An 18085-nucleotide genomic window follows, 5' to 3' on the forward strand; every position below is an offset into this window, starting at 1 on the left:
ACTCGTACGGTCCCTGCATGCCCACACCCGCCATCGCGCACGACCTCACCGGCCGCACCGCCTTCGTCACGGGGGCCGCCAGCGGCATCGGCCGCGCCACCGCCGTGCTCCTCGCCCGGGCGGGCGCGGCCGTGCACTGCGCGGACCGCGACGCGCACGGCCTCGCCGCGACGACGGCCCTGATAGCCGCGGCCGGCGGATGCGCCCGTGCGCACCCCCTCGACGTCACCGACCGCGCCGCCCTGCGGGCCGCCGTCACCGCGGCCGGGCCGCTCGACGTCGTCGCCGCGATCGCCGGGGTCATGCACACCAGCAGCGTCCTGGAGACCACCGACGAGGACCTCGACCGGGTCCTGGACGTCAATTTCAAGGGCGTCCTGCGCACCTGCCAGGAGGGCGTCCGGGCCATGATCGCCGCCGGCCGGCCCGGGTCGGTGATCACCATGGCCTCCGGGGCCGTGGACGCGGCCCAGCCCGGGCTCCTCTGCTACAGCGCGGCCAAGGCGGCCGTGGTCCAGCTGACGAAGACCCTCGCCACCGAGAGCGGCCCGCACGGCATCCGCGTCAACGCCGTCGCCCCCGGCTGGATCCGCACCCCCATGACCGGCCGGCACAGCGCCGAGGTCCTGGAGCGGACCGAGGCGGCGATGGTGCGGATGTCCCCGCTCGGCCGGGTCGGCGAGCCCGAGGACATCGCCCAGGCCGTGCTCTACCTGGCCTGCGACGCCTCGTCCTTCATGACGGGCCAGATCCTTCGCCCGAACGGTGGAGTGTCGATGCCCTGGTAGCCCCGGCGGCGGCCCCCGCCGTCCGGTCCCGCCTCGGTACCGGACCGCGCGCGCAGTGCACCGGCAGCAGCCCCAGCCCCCAGCCGCCCACCGCCACCGCGCCCTCCACGGGCCCGGACTCGGACGGCGCCAGCGCCAGCCGCAGGACGGCCCACCACCACAGCACGCCCATCGCCAGGGCGAGGGGTATGAGCAACCGCCGCACGGCCACCTCCCAGCGGGCCGGGTCCCGGACGGGCCCATCCTCCCGCACCGCCCCGCCGCCCGCACCCAGAACACCCCGTCACGGACCCCACCGCCACGCCCCCCGAACGGCAAGGAGCCCCGGCCGGTGCTTCACGCACCACCCGGGGCTCCCGCCACGCTCACATGCTGTACAGGCTCAAGCGGCTACGACGTTCACCGCTTCCACGGGTGCCTTGATGGTCACCCGCTCCGGGCCCGTGACCGAGGCCACGGAGACGGAATTGAGCATCGGGCGCACCGGTGCCGGCACCGGTTCGCTTGCAGCTGCCGACTGCGCAAGCTCGGCCAGCGACAGCTCGTCGCTGACTTCGCGCATCAGCTCGGACATCCGTACGTCCAGCGCGTCGCAGATCGCGGAGAGCAGCTCGGAGGATGCCTCCTTCTGCCCCCGCTCCACCTCGGAGAGATAGCCGAGCGAAACTCGGGCGGACGAGGAGACTTCGCGCAGAGTACGGCCCTGGCGCTGGCGCTGCCGACGCAGCACGTCACCCAGCAGGCGACGGAGCAGAATCATCGGTGGCTCCCTCCTCTGACCGTGTAGCCGTAACCTTCACGCCCCACCGTACCGCCTCGCGCCGCGGCCGTGCGGGGAGCGATGTCGTGTTCACTCAGGGCTGCAAACATCAAATCCCCCCGTTCTGTTCCGTATCCTGCCCCCGCAGATTCTCGCGGAGTTCGCTCGAGAGGAGTTCGAGCACTGTCCGTGCACTCTCCCTACGAATTTCCTCACGGGAGCCGTTCAACCGCAGCCGGGCCGTTTTCCTGCCCCCCGGACCCGCCACGGCGATGAAGACGGTGCCCACGGGCTGCCCGTCCTGAGGGTCCGGACCGGCCACTCCGGTGGTCGCGATCCCCCACGAAGCGCCCAGGACGCGCCGTACCCCGTCGGCCATCTCCTGCGCGACCTGCGCGTTAACCGCGCCTTCGGCCGCGAGCAGCCCCGCGTCCACTCCGAGGAGCAGATGTTTGAGTTCCGTGGCGTAGGCCGTGACCGAGCCGCGGAAGGAGCGGGAGGCGCCGGGCACCGCCGTGAGCTCGGCGGCCACCATCCCTCCGGTCAGGGACTCGGCGACGGCGACCGTCTGGTCACTCTCCGCGAGCAGCCGCAGTACGTCCTCGGCCACACCGGCGGTGCCTTCCGCCGCGCGCGCGGCCTCCGGCACGTCCCCCGCCCCGTTCGTCACTTCGAGGCCCGCTCCGCGGCCAGTCCAGCGCGGCGCAGGACGACGGCCTGCCGGATGTAATCCAAACCGGTGACGACGGTCAGCACGACGGCGACCGCCATCACCCAGAACCGCAGGGTCGCCAGCGGCCCGGTGAGCGCGAGGACGTACATCCCCACGGCCGTGCCCTGGGCGAGGGTCTTCAGCTTGCCGCCGCGGCTCGCCGGGATCACTCCGTAGCGGATGACCCAGAAACGCATGAGCGTGATCCCGAGTTCCCGTCCGAGGATCACCCCGGTCACCCACCAGGGCAGGTCACCGAGCCAGGAGAGACAGATGAGCGCCGAGCCCATGATCGCCTTGTCGGCGATGGGGTCGGCGATCTTCCCGAAGTCCGTGACCAGGTTGTAGGTCCGTGCGAGGTGGCCGTCGAAGATGTCCGTGATCATGGCGACCGCGAAGGCCGCCCACGCCCAGGCCCGCCAGACGGGGTCGTATCCCCCGTCGGCGAGCAGCAGCATGACGAATCCCGGCACGAGGACGAGCCGGATCATCGTCAGGATGTTGGCGATGTTCCACAGGCTGGCCTGGTTGACGGCCGCAGTCCCGAGCTTGGTGCCGGGCGCGGGCCGGCGGCCGGTCCCGCCCGCCGCCGATGCCGGGACTCCGGTCATCCGGCCGCCTCCTCAAATTCCATGCCCAGGGGCTCGGCCACCAGGTCGACGCCGAGGGTGCCGACCACCTTTGCCGTGACGATACGCCCGGGGACCAGGCCCGTGCCGTCGGTGAAGACGACCTGGCCGTCGGTCTCGGGAGCCTGGTGGGCGGCGCGCCCGTAGGCGCCCTCGCCCTCCTCGGCCTCGTCCAGCGGCACGACCGTCTCGACGAGCACCTCCAGGGTCTCCCCGATCCGCTCCTCCGCGCGCTGCGAGGTGAGCTCCTCGGCGAGCCGCTGCATGTGCGCGAGCCGCTCGGCGATGGTCTCCTCGTCCAGCTTGCCGTCGTACGTGACGGCCTCGGTGCCGTCCTCGTCGGAGTAGCCGAAGACGCCGATGGCGTCGAGGCGGGCGTGGGTGAGGAAACGCTCCAGCTCGGCGAAGTCCGACTCCTTCTCGCCGGGGAAGCCGACGATGAAGTTGGACCGGACGCCGGCCTGCGGGGCCTTGGAGCGGATGGTGTCCAGCAGCTCCAGGAAGCGGTCGGTGTCCCCGAAGCGGCGCATGGCGCGCAGCACGTCGGGGGCCGAGTGCTGGAAGGACAGGTCGAAGTACGGGACGACCTTGGGGGTCGAGGTCAGTACCTCGATCAGGCCGGGCCGCATCTCGGCGGGCTGGAGGTAGCTGACGCGGACGCGCTCGATGCCGTCGACGGCGGCGAGCTCCGGCAGCAGGGTCTCCAGCAGCCGGATGTCGCCGAGGTCCTTGCCGTAGGACGTGTTGTTCTCGGAGACCAGCATGATCTCCTTGACGCCCTGCTCGGCGAGCCAGCGCGTCTCGCCCAGCACGTCGCTGGGGCGGCGGGAGATGAAGGAGCCGCGGAAGGACGGGATGGCGCAGAAGGAGCAGCGGCGGTCGCAGCCGGAGGCCAGCTTGACCGAGGCGACGGGGCTCTTGTCGAGCCGGCGGCGCAGGGGTGCGCGCGGTCCGGAGGCGGGGGCGAGCCCCTCGGGCAGGTCGGCGGGCGCCTCGGCGACCGGCTCCTGCGCGTGGCCGGGCAGGGCCACCTCGGCTTCCTGACGGGCGGCCGGGCTGATCGGCAGCAGCTTGCGCCGGTCGCGCGGGGTGTGGGAGGCGTGGATGCCGCCGTTCAGAATGGTCTGGAGGCGGTCGGAGATGTCGGCGTAGTCGTCGAAACCGAGGACTCCGTCGGCCTCGGGGAGCGCTTCGGCGAGTTCCTTGCCGTAGCGCTCGGCCATACAGCCGACGGCGACGACGGCCTGGGTCTTGCCGTGATCCTTGAGATCGTTGGCTTCCAGCAGGGCGTCTACGGAGTCCTTCTTGGCGGCTTCGACGAAGCCGCAGGTGTTGACGACGGCTACGTCCGCGTCGGCGGCGTCCTCGACGAGCTCCCAGCCATCCGCCGCCAAGCGGCCTGCGAGCTCCTCCGAGTCCACCTCGTTACGGGCGCAGCCAAGAGTGACAAGGGCGACGGTACGGCGTTCGGGCATGGACTCAAGACTACTTCGTCCCGGCGCCGGCCCCCGCCTCACGTCCCGGCACGAGAAGATCCCCGGGGCCGGCGGCGGATGCCGCGCGACGTCCCGGGGATCTGGAATTTCCTATTCCGTGCTGGTCAGCCCGCCTGGGCCTCGTCCTGGGGCGGGTCGTTCTTGGTGTAGGTGAGACGTGCGACCTGCCCCGGCTGGAAGCTCTCCTTGATCTCCTTGCCGTTCACGAACAGGTTCACGGCTCCGGCGTCCCCGAGCACGAGGTCGATGGACTCCTTGTCCGTGAAGGTCTTCGACTCGCCCTGCGCGAGGGTTCCGTCGAACAGCAGTCGCCCGCTGTGGTCCTTCGCGGAGATCCAGCTCTGACCGTCGCTGGCCGTGAGGACCACGGTGACGAGGTCCTTGGGGGCCGCGGCGATGGCGCTGTCGGACGGCTCCGGCTTGGGTGCCTGCGGGGTCTGCTGGGGCTGTGCGGCGGGCTTGCCCGCCGGCTGCTTGGGTGCGGGCTTGGGGGAGGCGGAACCTTCCGCCACCGGACGCTTGCTCTGGGCGTCACCGCCGCTGAAGGCGGTGAAGCCGACGAAGCCGATCACGGCGACGATGGCGGCGACCATGGCGGCGGTCCAGTTGGGCCGCTGCCGTTCGGGGCGGATGCGCTCGGCTTCGAACATCGGCGCGGCGGGGGTGGGTGCCGGCCGGCCGCCGTGGGCCGCGTCGTAGCTCTCGACCAGGGGTGCCGGATCGATGTGCACGGCGCGGGCCAGGGTACGGATGTGACCGCGGGCGTAGACGTCGCCGCCGCACCGCGTGAAGTCGTCCTCTTCGATCGCGTGCACGATCGGGATGCGCACACGGGTGGTGGAACTGACCTCGTCGACGGTGAGCCCGGCGGCGATCCGGGCCTTCTTGAGGGCCGTCCCGATGGACGGTCCTTCGACGGAACGTTCGACGATGCGGTCCTCGGACCGGTCGTCGGTCGAAGGCCGCTCTTCTTCGGGGGAGTTGGCGTTGCCGATGGACACGAGGGCGCCTTTCGAGCGTGTAGCCACCTGCTGGATTACCAGTCTAGGGGGGTGACGAAAGGGTGGGGCAACCGGAGGGTCCTCTTCCTACGCCATCCGAATGGCTTCGGGAGGACCCACCGCTGTCTCCTCAACTTGACGCACGCCCAAGGGAAACGGTTGCCCGCCGATCCCATACGGTCGAGTGAGCCGGACGGGCGGCGTTCCGGGCGCTCCCGGTCACGGGACTAGGCGGGGTCTTCGCCCCGGATCACGGCGAGGACCCCGTCCAGTTCGTCGGGTTTGAGGAGCACGTCCCTGGCCTTCGAGCCCTCGCTCGGGCCGACGATCCCCCGCGACTCCATCAGGTCCATGAGCCGGCCGGCCTTGGCGAAGCCGACCCGCAGCTTGCGCTGGAGCATCGAGGTGGAGCCGAACTGGGTGGAGACCACCAGCTCCGCGGCCTGGCACAGCAGGTCCAGGTCGTCGCCGATCTCCTCGTCGATCTCCTTCTTCTGCTTCTGCCCGACCGTGACGTCGTCCCGGAAGACGGGCGCCATCTGGTCCTTGCAGTGCTGCACGATCCCGTGGATCTCGTCCTCGGTGACGAAGGCGCCCTGGAGGCGGACCGGCTTGTTCGCGCCCATCGGCAGGAACAGTCCGTCACCCTTGCCGATCAGCTTCTCCGCGCCCGGCTGGTCCAGGATGACCCGGCTGTCGGCGAGGGAGGAGGTGGCGAAGGCGAGCCGCGAGGGCACGTTGGCCTTGATCAGGCCGGTCACCACGTCCACGGAGGGCCGCTGGGTGGCGAGCACGAGGTGGATGCCGGCCGCGCGGGCCAACTGGGTGATGCGGACGATGGAGTCCTCGACGTCGCGCGGGGCCACCATCATCAGGTCGGCGAGCTCGTCGACGATCACCAGCAGGTACGGGTACGGGCTGAGCTCCCGCTCGCTGCCAGGCGGCAGCTGGATCTTGCCGTCCCGGATCGCCTGGTTGAAGTCGTCGATGTGCCGGAAGCCGAAGGCGGCCAGGTCGTCGTAGCGCAGGTCCATCTCGCGCACGACCCACTGGAGGGCCTCGGCGGCCCGCTTGGGGTTGGTGATGATCGGCGTGATCAGGTGCGGGATGCCCTCGTACGCGGTCAGCTCCACCCGCTTGGGGTCGACGAGCACCATCCGGACGTCCTCCGGGGTGGCCCGGACCATGACCGAGGTGATCAGGCAGTTGATGCAGGAGGACTTGCCGGAGCCCGTCGCGCCCGCGACGAGCACGTGCGGCATCTTGGCGAGGTTGGCCATGACGTAGCCGCCCTCGACGTCCTTGCCGAGCGCCACCAGCATCGGGTGGTCGTCCTCGGCGGCGTCCGCGAGGCGCAGGACGTCGCCCAGGTTGACCATCTCCCGGTCGGTGTTCGGGATCTCGATGCCGACCGCCGACTTGCCCGGGATCGGGCTGATGATCCGTACGTCCGGGGAGGCCACGGCGTAGGCGATGTTCTTCGCGAGCGCCGTGATCCGCTCGACCTTCACGGCGGCGCCGAGCGTCACCTCGTAGCGGGTGACCGTCGGCCCCCGGGTGAAGCCCGTGACCTGCGCGTCGACCTTGAACTCGGTGAAGACGTTCGTCAGCGAGGCCACCACCGCGTCGTTCGCGGCGCTGCGGGTCTTGCCGGGCCCGCCGCGTTCCAGCAGGTCCAGGGAGGGCAGGGCGTACGTGATGTCCCCGCGCAGCTGGAGCTGCTCGGCGCGCGGCGGCAGCGGCTGGGCCTCGGGCGGGGCCTTCGTCAGGTCCGGCACCGACAGCGTCCCGGAGGCCGCGGCGGTGCGCTCGTGCGGCGGGTCCCCGGCTGCCGGCGCCGCCGGGGCGGCGGGAGCCTGCTCCCGGGCGGGCGGCACCGGTGCGGTGACCTCGACGCCCGCGCGCTCGGTGGTGATGCCGTGGGTGAGGTCGGCGACGACCGGCGAGGGCGGCAGTCCCCCGTAGACGACCCCGTCCAGCGCGGCGGCGGCCGCCGCGGCCACGTCGACGGCGTCCATCTCCCGCTCCCCCGGCCGGGCGGTGCTCCGCCGCGGCCGGCGCCGCCGGGCCAGCGCTGCCTCCTCGGCGGACCCCGCCGGATCCGCCGGCTCCCCGGCGCGGGCCTGCCACTGCTCGGGATCGTGCCGGTCCTGGCGGCCCGCGCCCTCCGGCTCCCCGTACCCCTCGTCGTACTCGTTCGGCGCGATGACGCCCAGCCGGATGCCGAGGCGGCGCAGCCGCTGCGGGATCGCGTTGACCGGGGTCGCGGTGACCACCAGCAGCCCGAAGACGGTGAGCAGCACCAGCATGGGGACGGCCAGCGGCGCGCCCATGGTGAAGATGAGCGGCTTCGAGGCGGCCCAGCCGACGAGCCCGCCCGCGTTCTGCATGGCGGTGGTGCCCTCGTCCCGGCCGGGCGCCCCGCAGGCGATGTGCACGAGCCCGAGCACGCCGACGACGAGGGCGGACAGGCCGACGCCGATGCGCCCGTTGGCATCGGTCTGTTCCGGATGGCGGATGAAACGTACCGCCATGACGCCGAGCAGGATCGGGACGAGCAGGTCCAGGCGTCCGAAGGCGCCGGTGACCAGCATCGTGACGAGGTCCCCGACGGGCCCGCTCAGGTTCGACCAGGTCCCGGCGGCCACGATCAGCGCCAGGGCGAGCAGCAGCAGCGCCACCCCGTCCTTGCGGTGGGCCGGATCGAGGTTCTTGGCACCCCGGCCGACCCCGCGGAAGACGGCTCCGACCGCGTGCGCGAGACCGAGCCAGCAGGCGCGCACCAGCCGCACCACGCCCCCGGTCGGGGACGGAGCGGGCTTGGCGGCGACCTTCTTCACCGGGGCGCGCCGGGCCGCCGCGGCCTTCTTCGCGGGGGGCTTGCCCGCGGGAGCCGACTTCTTCGCCGGCGCCGTCGTCCGGCCGGTGCGGCCCTTCGCGGTGCCCGCGCTGCTCTGGGAACCCTTGCCGGACGTACGTGAGGCCATGGGGGCGAGGTTACCGGTGCGCGCGCCGGTGGACACGCGTGCCCACCCCTTCACCCGTTCGTGTCGCCCGTTCTGTACGTGCTTTGACGCCCCGGCAGACCTGACAGGTCCCCACTCCGCCCGCCGGAGGCGCAGGTTCCGCGCAACGGTGCGCCGAGCCGCGCACGAGGCACGGCAGGCGGCCGCCCCGTACGGGACGGGGCGGCTCACCCGCGGCGGCGGCTCAGCCCTGCGCGGGAAGGACGGCGGTCGGCCCGCCGGTGCCCGGCTCCAGCGCGTCGAGCGCGCGCCGCAGTCCGGTGAGCTTGCGTTCCAGATGGGCGGCGGTGGCCACGACCGCGGCATCGGCCGAGTCCTCGCCGAGCTGCTTGGTCAGCGCCTCCGCCTGCTCCTCGACCGCCGCGAGCCGCGCGGAGAGCTCGGCCAGCAGGCCCGCGGTCTCCTTGCTGCCGTCCGCGCCGTTGGAGCCGCCGCCTTCCAGCTGGAGCCGCAGCAGCGCCGCCTGTTCCCGCAGTTGGCAGTTCTTCGTGTAGAGCTCCACGAACACCGAGACCTTGGCGCGCAGCACCCACGGGTCGAACGGCTTCGAGATGTAGTCCACCGCGCCCGCCGCGTAACCGCGGAAGGTGTGGTGCGGACCGTGGTTGATCGCGGTGAGGAAGATGATCGGGATGTCCCGGGTCCGCTCCCGCCGCTTGATGTGCGCGGCGGTTTCGAATCCGTCCATGCCCGGCATCTGGACATCCAGCAGGATGACCGCGAAATCGTCCGTCAGCAGCGCCTTGAGCGCTTCCTCCCCCGACGACGCCCTGACCAGTGTCTGATCGAGCGCGGAGAGGATGGCCTCCAGCGCCAGCAGATTCTCCGGCCGGTCGTCGACCAGGAGGATCTTGGCCTTCTGCACCATGCCTCCTCCTCGCCCCGGCATGGGGCCTCCCCGGCTCCAGGCTCCGGCCTGTGTGCCGGGCCCCGCCCCAGAGAACGGCATCCGTGCGCCGTCCGTCCTTGTGCCGGTCATCGTAGCCCCAGTCCCGAGATCGCCACACCCTGTCACCAGGATGTCACTGTGCACGAAGCGGAAACGTGATGGGAGGGCAGAAGGTTCCCCCTCCGCCCCCGCTCACCGCGCGACCACCATCCGGTCGGTGATCAGCTTTCGCGCATGTGCTGCTCCATGACCGACAGTAGGTAGTCGGGTTCCACCGGCTTGGTGACGTAGTCGGACGCACCGGAGTCGATGGCCTTCTCCCGGTCGCCCTTCATCGCCTTCGCCGTCAGCGCGATGATCGGAAGACCCGCGAACTGCGGCATCCTCCGGATCGCCGACGTCGTCGCGTACCCGTCCATCTCCGGCATCATGATGTCCATCAGGACGAGCGCCACGTCGTCGTGCTGCTCCAGGACCTCGATGCCCTCCCGCCCGTTCTCGGCGTAGAGCACCGCCAGCCCGTGCTGTTCCAGCACGCTGGTCAGCGCGAACACGTTGCGCACGTCGTCGTCCACGATGAGCACCCGCTCACCGTGGAAATCGTACGTCCGCGGCGCGGCCGGCAGCGGCTCCTCCACGTCCCACGCGCCCGCGTCCGCCTGCCCCGGCACCTCGCCGCGCGACAGGGTGTCCGGCTGCTGCTTGCGGCGCCGCCGGAACAGCGCCGACGACCCCTGGCCGGCCGGCTCGGCCGCGGGCAACGCCGCCCGCACCGGCCCGGCGGCCACGGGCGCCGGCGGGTGCTCCACCGGCTCGGGCCGCGTCTCCTCGGCCGCCCTGCGGTACTCGGCGCGCGCGCCGCCGGGCGTGGGCGGCGCGTACCCCTGCGGGGGCAGCTCGCTCGGGTGCAGCGGCAGGTACAGCGTGAAGGTCGAACCGCGGCCGGGCTCACTGGCGGCGTGGATCTCCCCGCCCAGCAGCCGGGCGATCTCCCGGCTGATGGACAGCCCGAGTCCGGTGCCCCCGTACTTGCGGCTGGTGGTGCCGTCGGCCTGCTTGAACGCCTCGAAGATCACCAGCATCTTGCTCGCCGCAATCCCGATGCCGGTGTCGGTCACCGAGAAGGCGATGAGGTCCGCGTCCGCCTCGCGCAGCGACCCGGCTTCCAGCAACTGCTCCCGGATCGCGGTCGGCACGTCGCCGCCGGCCGGCCGGATGACCAGCTCCACGGCCCCGGAGTCGGTGAACTTCACCGCGTTCGACAGCAGGTTGCGCAGGACCTGGAGGAGCCGCTGCTCGTCGGTGTGCAGGGTCGCCGGCAGCTCCGGGGACACCCGTACCGAGAAGTCCAGGCCCTTCTCCGCGGTCAGCGGCCTGAACGTGGCCTCGACGTAGTCCACGAGCTGGACCAGCGCGATCCGCGTCGGCGAGACGTCCATCTTGCCCGCCTCGACCTTCGACAGGTCGAGGATGTCGTTGATGAGCTGGAGCAGGTCCGAACCCGCCCCGTGGATCGTCTCGGCGAACTCCACCTGCTTCGGCGAGAGGTTCTCGTCCGCGTTGTCGGCGAGCAGCTTGGCCAGGATCAGCAGCGAGTTGAGCGGCGTCCGCAGCTCGTGGGACATGTTCGCCAGGAACTCGCTCTTGTAGCGCATCGAGACCGCGAGCTGCTCGGCGCGCTCCTCCAGGACCTGCCGGGCCTCCTCGATCTCGGTGTTCTTCACCTCGATGTCCCGGTTCTGCTGGGCCAGCAGCTCGGCCTTCTCCTCCAGTTCCGCGTTCGCGGCCTGGAGGGCCTTCTGCCGGTTCTCCAGCTCGTCGGAGCGCTCCCGCAGCTGTTCGGTCATCTCCTGCGACTGCTTGAGCAGCATCTCCGTCTTGGAGTTGACGGAGATGGTGTTGACGCTCGTACCGATCATCTCGGCGATCTGGCTGAGGAAGTCCTTCTGGATCTGCGTGAAGGGCTGGAAGCCCGCCAGCTCGATGACCCCGAGCACCTTCCCCTCGAACAGCACCGGCAGCACGATCACGTGCGCCGGCGGTGCCTCACCGAGCCCGGAGGAGATCTTGAGGTAGCCCGGCGGGGTGTTCTCGACGAGGATCGTCCGCTTCTCCTCGGCGACCGTCCCGATCAGCCCCTCACCCGGACGGAACGCGATCGGCATCTGACCGCCCGCGTACGCGTAACTCCCGCGCATCCGCAGCTCGTACGAACCCTCCGCGCCGCCGTCCGTCCCGATCTCGGTGGACCCGCCGGTCGGCAGCGCCAGGAAGAAGGCACCGTGCTGCGCGGAGACCACCGGGGTCAGCTCGCTCATGATGAGCGAGGCCACGTCGTCCAGCTCCCGGCGGCCCTGCATGAGGGCCGAGATCCGGGCGAGGTTGCCCTTGAGCCAGTCCTGCTCCTTGTTGGCCAGGGTGGTGTCCCGCAGGTTGACGATCATCGTGTTGATGTTGTCCTGGAGCACCTGGATCTCGCCCGCCGCGTCCACGTCGACCTTCAGGCTCAGGTCGCCGCGGGTCACCGCGGTGGCCACGGCCGCGATCGCGCGCACCTGCCGGGTGAGGTTCCCGGCCATCTCGTTCACGGATTCGGTGAGGTCCCGCCAGGTGCCGTCGACGTCGCGCACCCGCGCCTGGCCGCCCAGGATGCCCTCGGTGCCCACCTCGCGCGCGACCCGCGTCACCTGGTCGGCGAACGACGACAGCTGGTCGACCATCGTGTTGATCGTGGTCTTGAGCTCCAGGATCTCGCCGCGCGCGTCGATGTCGATCTTCTTGGTCATGTCGCCCTTGGCGATGGCCGTCGTGACCATGGCGATCTGCCGCACCTGCCCGGTGAGGTTGGAGGCCATGAAGTTCACCGAGTCGGTGAGGTCCTTCCAGGTCCCCGACACCCCCGGCACGTGCGCCTGACCGCCGAGACGGCCCTCCGTACCCACCTCGCGGGCCACGCGCGTGACCTCGTCCGCGAACGAGGACAGGGTCTTCACCATCGTGTTCACGGTGTCGGCGAGCTGCGCGACCTCGCCGCGCGCCTCGACGGTGACCTTCTTCGTCAGGTCACCGTTGGCGACCGCCGCCGAGACCTGCGCGATCCCGCGCACCTGGGCCGTCAGGTTCCCCGCCATGGTGTTGACGTTGTCGCTGAGGTCCTTCCAGATGCCGGTCACCCCGCGCACCCGCGCCTGACCGCCGAGGATGCCCTCGGTGCCCACCTCGCGGGCGACCCGCGTCACCTGCTCCGCGAAGGAGGACAGCTGGTCGACCATCGTGTTCACGGTCGTGACGAGTTCGAGGATCTCGCCCTTCGCGTCGACGGTGATCTTCTTCGAGAGGTCGCCCATGGCCACCGCCGTGGTCACCTCGGCGATGTTGCGCACCTGCGACGTCAGGTTGTTGGCCATGAAGTTGACGGACTGGGTGAGGTCCTTCCAGGTCCCGGAGACCCCCTTCACCTCCGCCTGGCCGCCGAGGATGCCCTCCGTACCCACCTCGCGGGCGACCCTCGTCACCTGCTCGGCGAAGTTCGAGAGCTGGTCGACCATCGTGTTGAGGGTGTTCTTCAGCTCCAGGATCTCGCCCCGGGCGTCCACGTCGATCTTCTGCGACAGGTCACCGCGGGCCACCGCCGTCGCGACCTGCGCGATGTTGCGGACCTGCGAGGTCAGGTTCCCGGCCATGCCGTTCACCGAATCGGTCAGATCGCGCCAGACACCGGCCACCCCGGGCACCTGCGCCTGACCGCCGAGCCGGCCCTCCGTACCCACGTCCCGGGCCACCCGGGTCACCTGCTCGGCGAAGGCCGAGAGCTGGTCGACCATCGTGTTGATGGTGTTCTTCAGCTCCAGGATCTCGCCCCGGGCGTCCACGTCGATCTTCTGCGACAGGTCACCGCGGGCCACCGCCGTCGTCACCTGGGCGATCTGCCGCACCTGTGACGTCAGGTTCCCGGCCATGAAGTTGACCGAGTCCGTGAGTTCCTTCCAGGTTCCGGAAACCCCCTCGACCCGCGCCTGGCCGCCCAGGCGTCCCTCCGTACCCACGTCCCGCGCCATCCGCGTGACCTGGTCCGCGAAGGACGACAGCTGGTCCACCATGGTGTTCACGGTGTTCTTCAGCTGGAGCATCTCACCGGAGACGTCCACGGTGACCTTCTGCGACAGGTCGCCGTTCGCCACGGCCGTCGTCACCTGCGCGATGTTGCGGACCTGCCCGGTCAGGTTGCGGAAGGCGGTGTTCACCGAATCGGTGAGGTCCTTCCACGTCCCCGCCGCACCTGGCACCTGCGCCTGACCGCCGAGCTCACCCTCGACACCGACCTCACGCGCCACTCGCGTCACTTCGGCACCGAAGGACTGGAGCTGGTCGACCATCGTGTTGACGGTGTTCTTCAACTCCAGCATCTCGCCGGCCACGTCCACGGTGACCTTCTGCGACAGATCGCCGTTCGCCACGGCCGTCGTCACCTGCGCGATGTCCCGCACCTGCGTCGTCAGGTTCCGGAAGACCGTGTTCACCGAATCGGTGAGGTCCTTCCACGTCCCCGCCGCACCCGGCACCTGCGCCTGACCGCCGAGGAGACCCTTGGCCCCGACCTCGCTGGCCACGCGCGTGACCTCGTCCGCGAAGGTGCGCAGGGTTTCGGTCATCTGGTTGATCGTTTCGGCCAGCTGCGCGACCTCGCCGCGCGCGCTGACCCGCACCTTCTGCGACAGGTCGCCGTTCGCGACGGCCGTCGTGACCTGCGCGATCCCGCGCACCTGCGCCGTCAGGTTGCCGGCCATGGTGTTGACCGAGTCCGTCAGGTCCTTCCACACGCCCGCGACCCCGGGCACCTTGGCCTGACCGCCGAGCTCACCCTCCGTACCCACCTCGCGGGCCACGCGAGTCACCTCGGAGGAGAACGACGACAGCTGGTCCACCATCGTGTTCACGGTGTTCTTCAGCTGGAGCATCTCGCCGGCCACGTGCACCGTGACCTTGCGCGACAGATCGCCCTTGGCCACCGCCGTCGTGACGAGAGCGATGTCACGCACCTGGGCGGTGAGCCGGTACGCCATGGTGTTGACGGAGTCGGTCAGGTCCTTCCAAGAACCGGACATTCCGCGCACCTGCGCCTGACCGCCCAGCTTGCCCTCGGTACCCACCTCCAGCGCCACGCGCGTCACCTCGTCGGTGAACGCGGACAGCTGGTCGACCAGGTTGTTGACCGTACGCCCGACCTTGAGGAACTCCCCGCGCAACGGATGCCCGGCGCCCTCCGCCGCCTGCGTGCGCAGGTCCATCCGCTGGTCCAGATCACCCTCGGCGACCGCCGAGAGCACCCGGCCCACTTCGGACACCGGCCGGGCCAGATCGTCCACGAGCTGGTTCGAGGCGTCGATCGCGGCCGCCCAGGAGCCCTCGCAGGCACCGGTTTCCAGCCGTTCGCTCAACTTGCCCTCACGGCCCACCATCCGCCGGACCCGGGACAGCTCTCCGGTCAGGTGGAGGTTGCGGTCGGCGACCTCGTTGTAGACGGCGGCGACCTCCGCCATCACGCCTTCGCCGGACACCGTCAGCCGCTTGCGGAAGTTCCCGTCACGCATCGACACCAGTGCCGTGAGCAGCCGGTTCAGAGCGGCGGTATCGACCTCCGTCGTCCCGCCGCGCCGGGACCGTCCCCCCTTGGGGCGCGTTCCCGTACGCCGCACCGCTGCTCCAGACTCCACCGTGTCCCTCCCGAAAGGGTCGACCACTGTTCCACCGGACATCCGACTATCCAAAATCCGGCTCTCCAAGCCTGCCCAGTGTTTCACCCCGGCCGAACCCGGCCATAACACTCCGGCACCATCGCACACCGGCCGTACCCTGCGGGTGGAATCCCCCACGACGGCATCCTGGCGACCGCGAAGGTAAGTAACCTGGCATCCGATGTCCAACCGCGTCGAAGGAGACTTGTGATCACGGCACGGGCGGCTGCCAGTTTCGATCCACAGGGGCGCTCGGTCGCCGGTGCCCGCGCGTTCGTCCGCGACACCCTCCAGGGCTGGGGATTCGCGGACATCGTCGACGACGCCGTGGTCCTCACCAGCGAGCTCGTCACGAACGCCGTGGTCCACGCCGGAACCCGGGCCGAGGTCCTGTGCCTGCGCGCCGAGGACGGCGTACGCGTCGAGGTCGCCGACCGGTATCCGGAGCGCGAACTCCCGCTCGCCCATCCCGGCGAGCGCCCCTACGCCGACCCCGACCGCGAGAGCGGGCGCGGCCTGATGCTCTGCGCCGCCCTCGCCACCCGCTGGGGCGTCGAGTACACGGCCACCCAAAAACACGTGTGGTTCCGCCTGGACCTGCCGGACCGTCCGGTCGGTACCCGCTCCGCGGGGCCCGTCGTACCGGACCAGTTCCTGCCGCTGACCGACAGCCGGGTCCGCGTCGCCGTGCTCCAGATCGACGCCGCCGACGCCGTCTCCGGCTGGAACGACGACGCCGAGCACATCTTCGGCCACCCCGCCGAGAAGGCCCTCGGCCGCCCGCTCGCCGAACTCGCCGCCTGGCCCCAGACCCCAGGCACCGGCACCGGCATCGCGGAGGCCCTGCGCCTGTCCCGCTGGGAGGGCAGCTACGGCATCCGCGGCGCCGACGGCCGCGTCATCCCCGTTTACGCGTCCCACCTGCGGGTACGCGACGCCCACGGGGAGCCGTCGATCGTCTGCCTCCTCGTCCACGACGACGAGCGCGCCCTCCTCCAGACCCCGGTGCGGGTCCCCGCCGACGGGGGCCAGCCCGGCGACAGCCGGCCGGTGGACCCCTTCGAGGTGTTCATCGGCTCGCCCGCCCCCGACGATCTGGAGAGCCTGCTCCAGCGCACGGTGGAACGCGCCCGCGACATGCTCGACGCCGACGCCGCGTTCCTGCTGCTCGCCACGGACGACGAGACGGAGCTGGAGGTCCGCGCGACCACCGGCCTGCCCTCGACCCGCCAGCGCTTCGCCCGCGTGCCCGTCGAGGCCGGCACCAACCGCTACGGTTCCGCCCGCATGCCCGCCGTCCACGACGACCTCGCCGCCGTCCCCGGAGCCGTACCGCTCCTGGAGTCCACCGGCATGCGGTCCGTGATCACCGTCCCCCTCAAGGTCGAAGGCCGCCTCACCGGCTCCCTCGGCGTCGCCACGGAGAACCCCGGCCGCTACACCAACGAGGAGGCCCTGCGCCTCCAGTTCGCCGCCGACCGCATCGCCCTCGCCGTCGAGTCCGCCCGGCTCGGCGAGCTGGAACGCCTGCGCCGCGGCTCCCTTTCCTTTCTCGTCGAGGCCTCCGACCTGCTGGCGGGCACCCTCGACCGGGACCAGACCCTGGCCCTCATGGCCCAGATGACCGTCCCGACCCTCGCCACCTGGTGCGCCGTCTACACGATCGCCGACCAGGCCTCGGACCCTTACCTCGCCTACGTGCTGCACGAGGACGAGGAACGCATCGACGGTCTCAAGGCCCTGCTGTCGCGGGTCAGTCCGCCCGAGCCGGTCCGCGAGGCCGGCGCCCGCCCGTGGGCGGCCGCGGCCACCGCTGTCGGCGGCGATTCGGTCGTCCTGCCCCTCCTGGCGCGCAACCGGGTCATCGGCATGCTCACCCTGGGCAAGCCGCGCGAGGAGCACTTCCGCCAGGAGATCCTCGAACTGGCCGACGACCTGTCCCGCCGGGCGGCCCTGGCCCTCGACAACGCCCGCCTCTACTCGGAGCGCACGGCGATCAGCCGTTCCCTCCAGCGCAGCCTCCTGCCGCCCGGTTCCCCGGCCATCCCGGGCATGGAGGTCGAGGTCATCTACCGCGCCGCCGGCGAGGGCAACGAGGTGGGCGGCGACTTCTACGACGTCTTCCCGATCCGCGACGGCGCGTACGGCTTCGCCATCGGCGACGTCTGCGGTACGGGCCCCGAGGCGGCCGCGGTCACCGGCCTCGCCCGGCACGCCCTGCGCCTGCTGGCCCGCGAGGGCCTCGGCGGCCCGGCGGTCCTGGAGCGCCTCAACGCGGCGATCCTCGACGAGGGCGCCCGCAGCCGGTTCCTCACCCTCCTGTACGGCGAGCTGCACCCGCAGCCCGACGGCGGCGCCCTGATGAAGGTCGTCTGCGCCGGCCACCCGCTCCCGCTGCGCCTGCGCCCGGACGGCGAGGTCACCTCCGCCGCCGAACCGCAGCCCCTGCTGGGTGTCATCGAGGACCTGGACCTGTACGAACAGACCCTCACCCTGGACCCGGGCGACGTCCTCCTCTGTGTCACGGACGGGGTGACGGAACGCCGCGAGGGCAGCCGCATGCTGGGCGACGACGGCCTCGCCGAGGTACTGACGACGTGTACGGGCCTCACGGCCGGCGCGGTCGCCTCCCGTGTGCTGCGCGCGGTGGAACGCTTCGCCGCGGAACCCGCCTCGGACGACATGGCCATTCTGGCCTTCCGCGTACCCCAGCAGCGCGAAGGCTCCTGAGGGGCCCGCGGGCACAGCCGGCGGTGGGGCGGATCCTCCCGGACTCGGGAAGTCCGGTCGGCGAGATCCGCCCCATCCGGTTCCGGAAACGGTCCTGGAACGCAAAAAGGCCCCCGCCAAGAGGCGGGGGCCTTTTTGTCTTCATCAGAGCCCTTTAACGGAATCGAACCGTTGACCTTCTCCTTACCATGGAGACGCTCTACCGACTGAGCTAAAAGGGCGGGTTGTTCGGCGGCGTCCTACTCTCCCACAGGGTCCCCCCTGCAGTACCATCGGCGCTGAAAGGCTTAGCTTCCGGGTTCGGAATGTAACCGGGCGT

The 18085-nt window shown here is 71.0% G+C and carries 10 protein-coding genes, 1 tRNA gene and 1 rRNA gene; 2 read left to right on the forward strand and 10 right to left on the reverse strand.

Translation table 11 applies throughout. The features are described 5' to 3' along the window. Positions 1–17: 17 nt before the first annotated feature. A complete protein-coding gene (locus AC07B0_RS30820) occupies positions 18–788 on the forward strand; it encodes an SDR family NAD(P)-dependent oxidoreductase (protein ID WP_478865711.1) in 771 nt (256 codons plus the stop codon). Between the two features lie 382 nt (positions 789–1170). Here the strand turns inward: AC07B0_RS30820 and AC07B0_RS30825 are convergent, their stop codons facing one another. The 8 genes from AC07B0_RS30825 to AC07B0_RS30860 all read right to left on the reverse strand — a co-directional run bounded on the left by AC07B0_RS30825 (position 1171) and on the right by AC07B0_RS30860 (position 15057). Then, complete coding sequence (locus tag AC07B0_RS30825; protein WP_281208997.1) at positions 1171–1548, reverse strand: helix-turn-helix domain-containing protein; 378 nt, start codon at positions 1546–1548, stop codon at positions 1171–1173. A gap of 109 nt (positions 1549–1657) precedes the next feature. Next, on the reverse strand, positions 1658–2158 hold the full coding sequence (locus AC07B0_RS30830; RefSeq protein WP_467296865.1) for a CinA family protein: 501 nt from the start codon (positions 2156–2158) through the stop codon (positions 1658–1660). A 56-nt stretch (positions 2159–2214) separates the two neighbouring features. Beyond that, positions 2215–2871, reverse strand: coding sequence for a CDP-diacylglycerol--glycerol-3-phosphate 3-phosphatidyltransferase (pgsA, locus tag AC07B0_RS30835; RefSeq protein WP_356874182.1), 657 nt, complete (start codon positions 2869–2871; stop codon positions 2215–2217). Then, complete coding sequence (rimO, locus tag AC07B0_RS30840) at positions 2868–4364, reverse strand: 30S ribosomal protein S12 methylthiotransferase RimO (protein ID WP_356874180.1); 1497 nt, start codon at positions 4362–4364, stop codon at positions 2868–2870. Before rimO ends, pgsA begins: the two co-directional genes overlap by 4 nt. Positions 4365–4489: 125 nt before the next feature. Beyond that, a complete protein-coding gene (locus AC07B0_RS30845; protein WP_469381048.1) occupies positions 4490–5386 on the reverse strand; it encodes a helix-turn-helix domain-containing protein in 897 nt (298 codons plus the stop codon). 227 nt (positions 5387–5613) lie between these two features. Next, a complete protein-coding gene (locus AC07B0_RS30850; RefSeq protein ID WP_469381049.1) occupies positions 5614–8373 on the reverse strand; it encodes a DNA translocase FtsK in 2760 nt (919 codons plus the stop codon). Positions 8374–8596: 223 nt separating this feature from the next. Next, a complete protein-coding gene (locus tag AC07B0_RS30855) occupies positions 8597–9280 on the reverse strand; it encodes a response regulator (RefSeq protein ID WP_356874176.1) in 684 nt (227 codons plus the stop codon). A gap of 242 nt (positions 9281–9522) precedes the next feature. Further along, positions 9523–15057 (reverse strand): HAMP domain-containing protein, encoded by a 5535-nt coding sequence (locus tag AC07B0_RS30860; protein WP_478899396.1) that lies wholly within the window; start codon positions 15055–15057, stop codon positions 9523–9525. A gap of 126 nt (positions 15058–15183) precedes the next feature. Here AC07B0_RS30860 and AC07B0_RS30865 point away from each other — a divergent pair, with 126 nt between their 5' ends. Further along, a complete protein-coding gene (locus AC07B0_RS30865; RefSeq protein WP_478899408.1) occupies positions 15184–17766 on the forward strand; it encodes a SpoIIE family protein phosphatase in 2583 nt (860 codons plus the stop codon). A 148-nt stretch (positions 17767–17914) separates the two neighbouring features. Here AC07B0_RS30865 and AC07B0_RS30870 read toward each other — a convergent pair. Both AC07B0_RS30870 and rrf read right to left on the reverse strand, forming a co-directional pair. Beyond that, positions 17915–17987 (reverse strand) — tRNA-Thr (locus tag AC07B0_RS30870). Positions 17988–17992: 5 nt separating this feature from the next. Further along, positions 17993–18085: ribosomal RNA gene (rrf, locus tag AC07B0_RS30875) — 5S ribosomal RNA — on the reverse strand; the annotation flags it as partial.

This window comes from Streptomyces sp. NPDC044704, assembly GCF_056433525.1.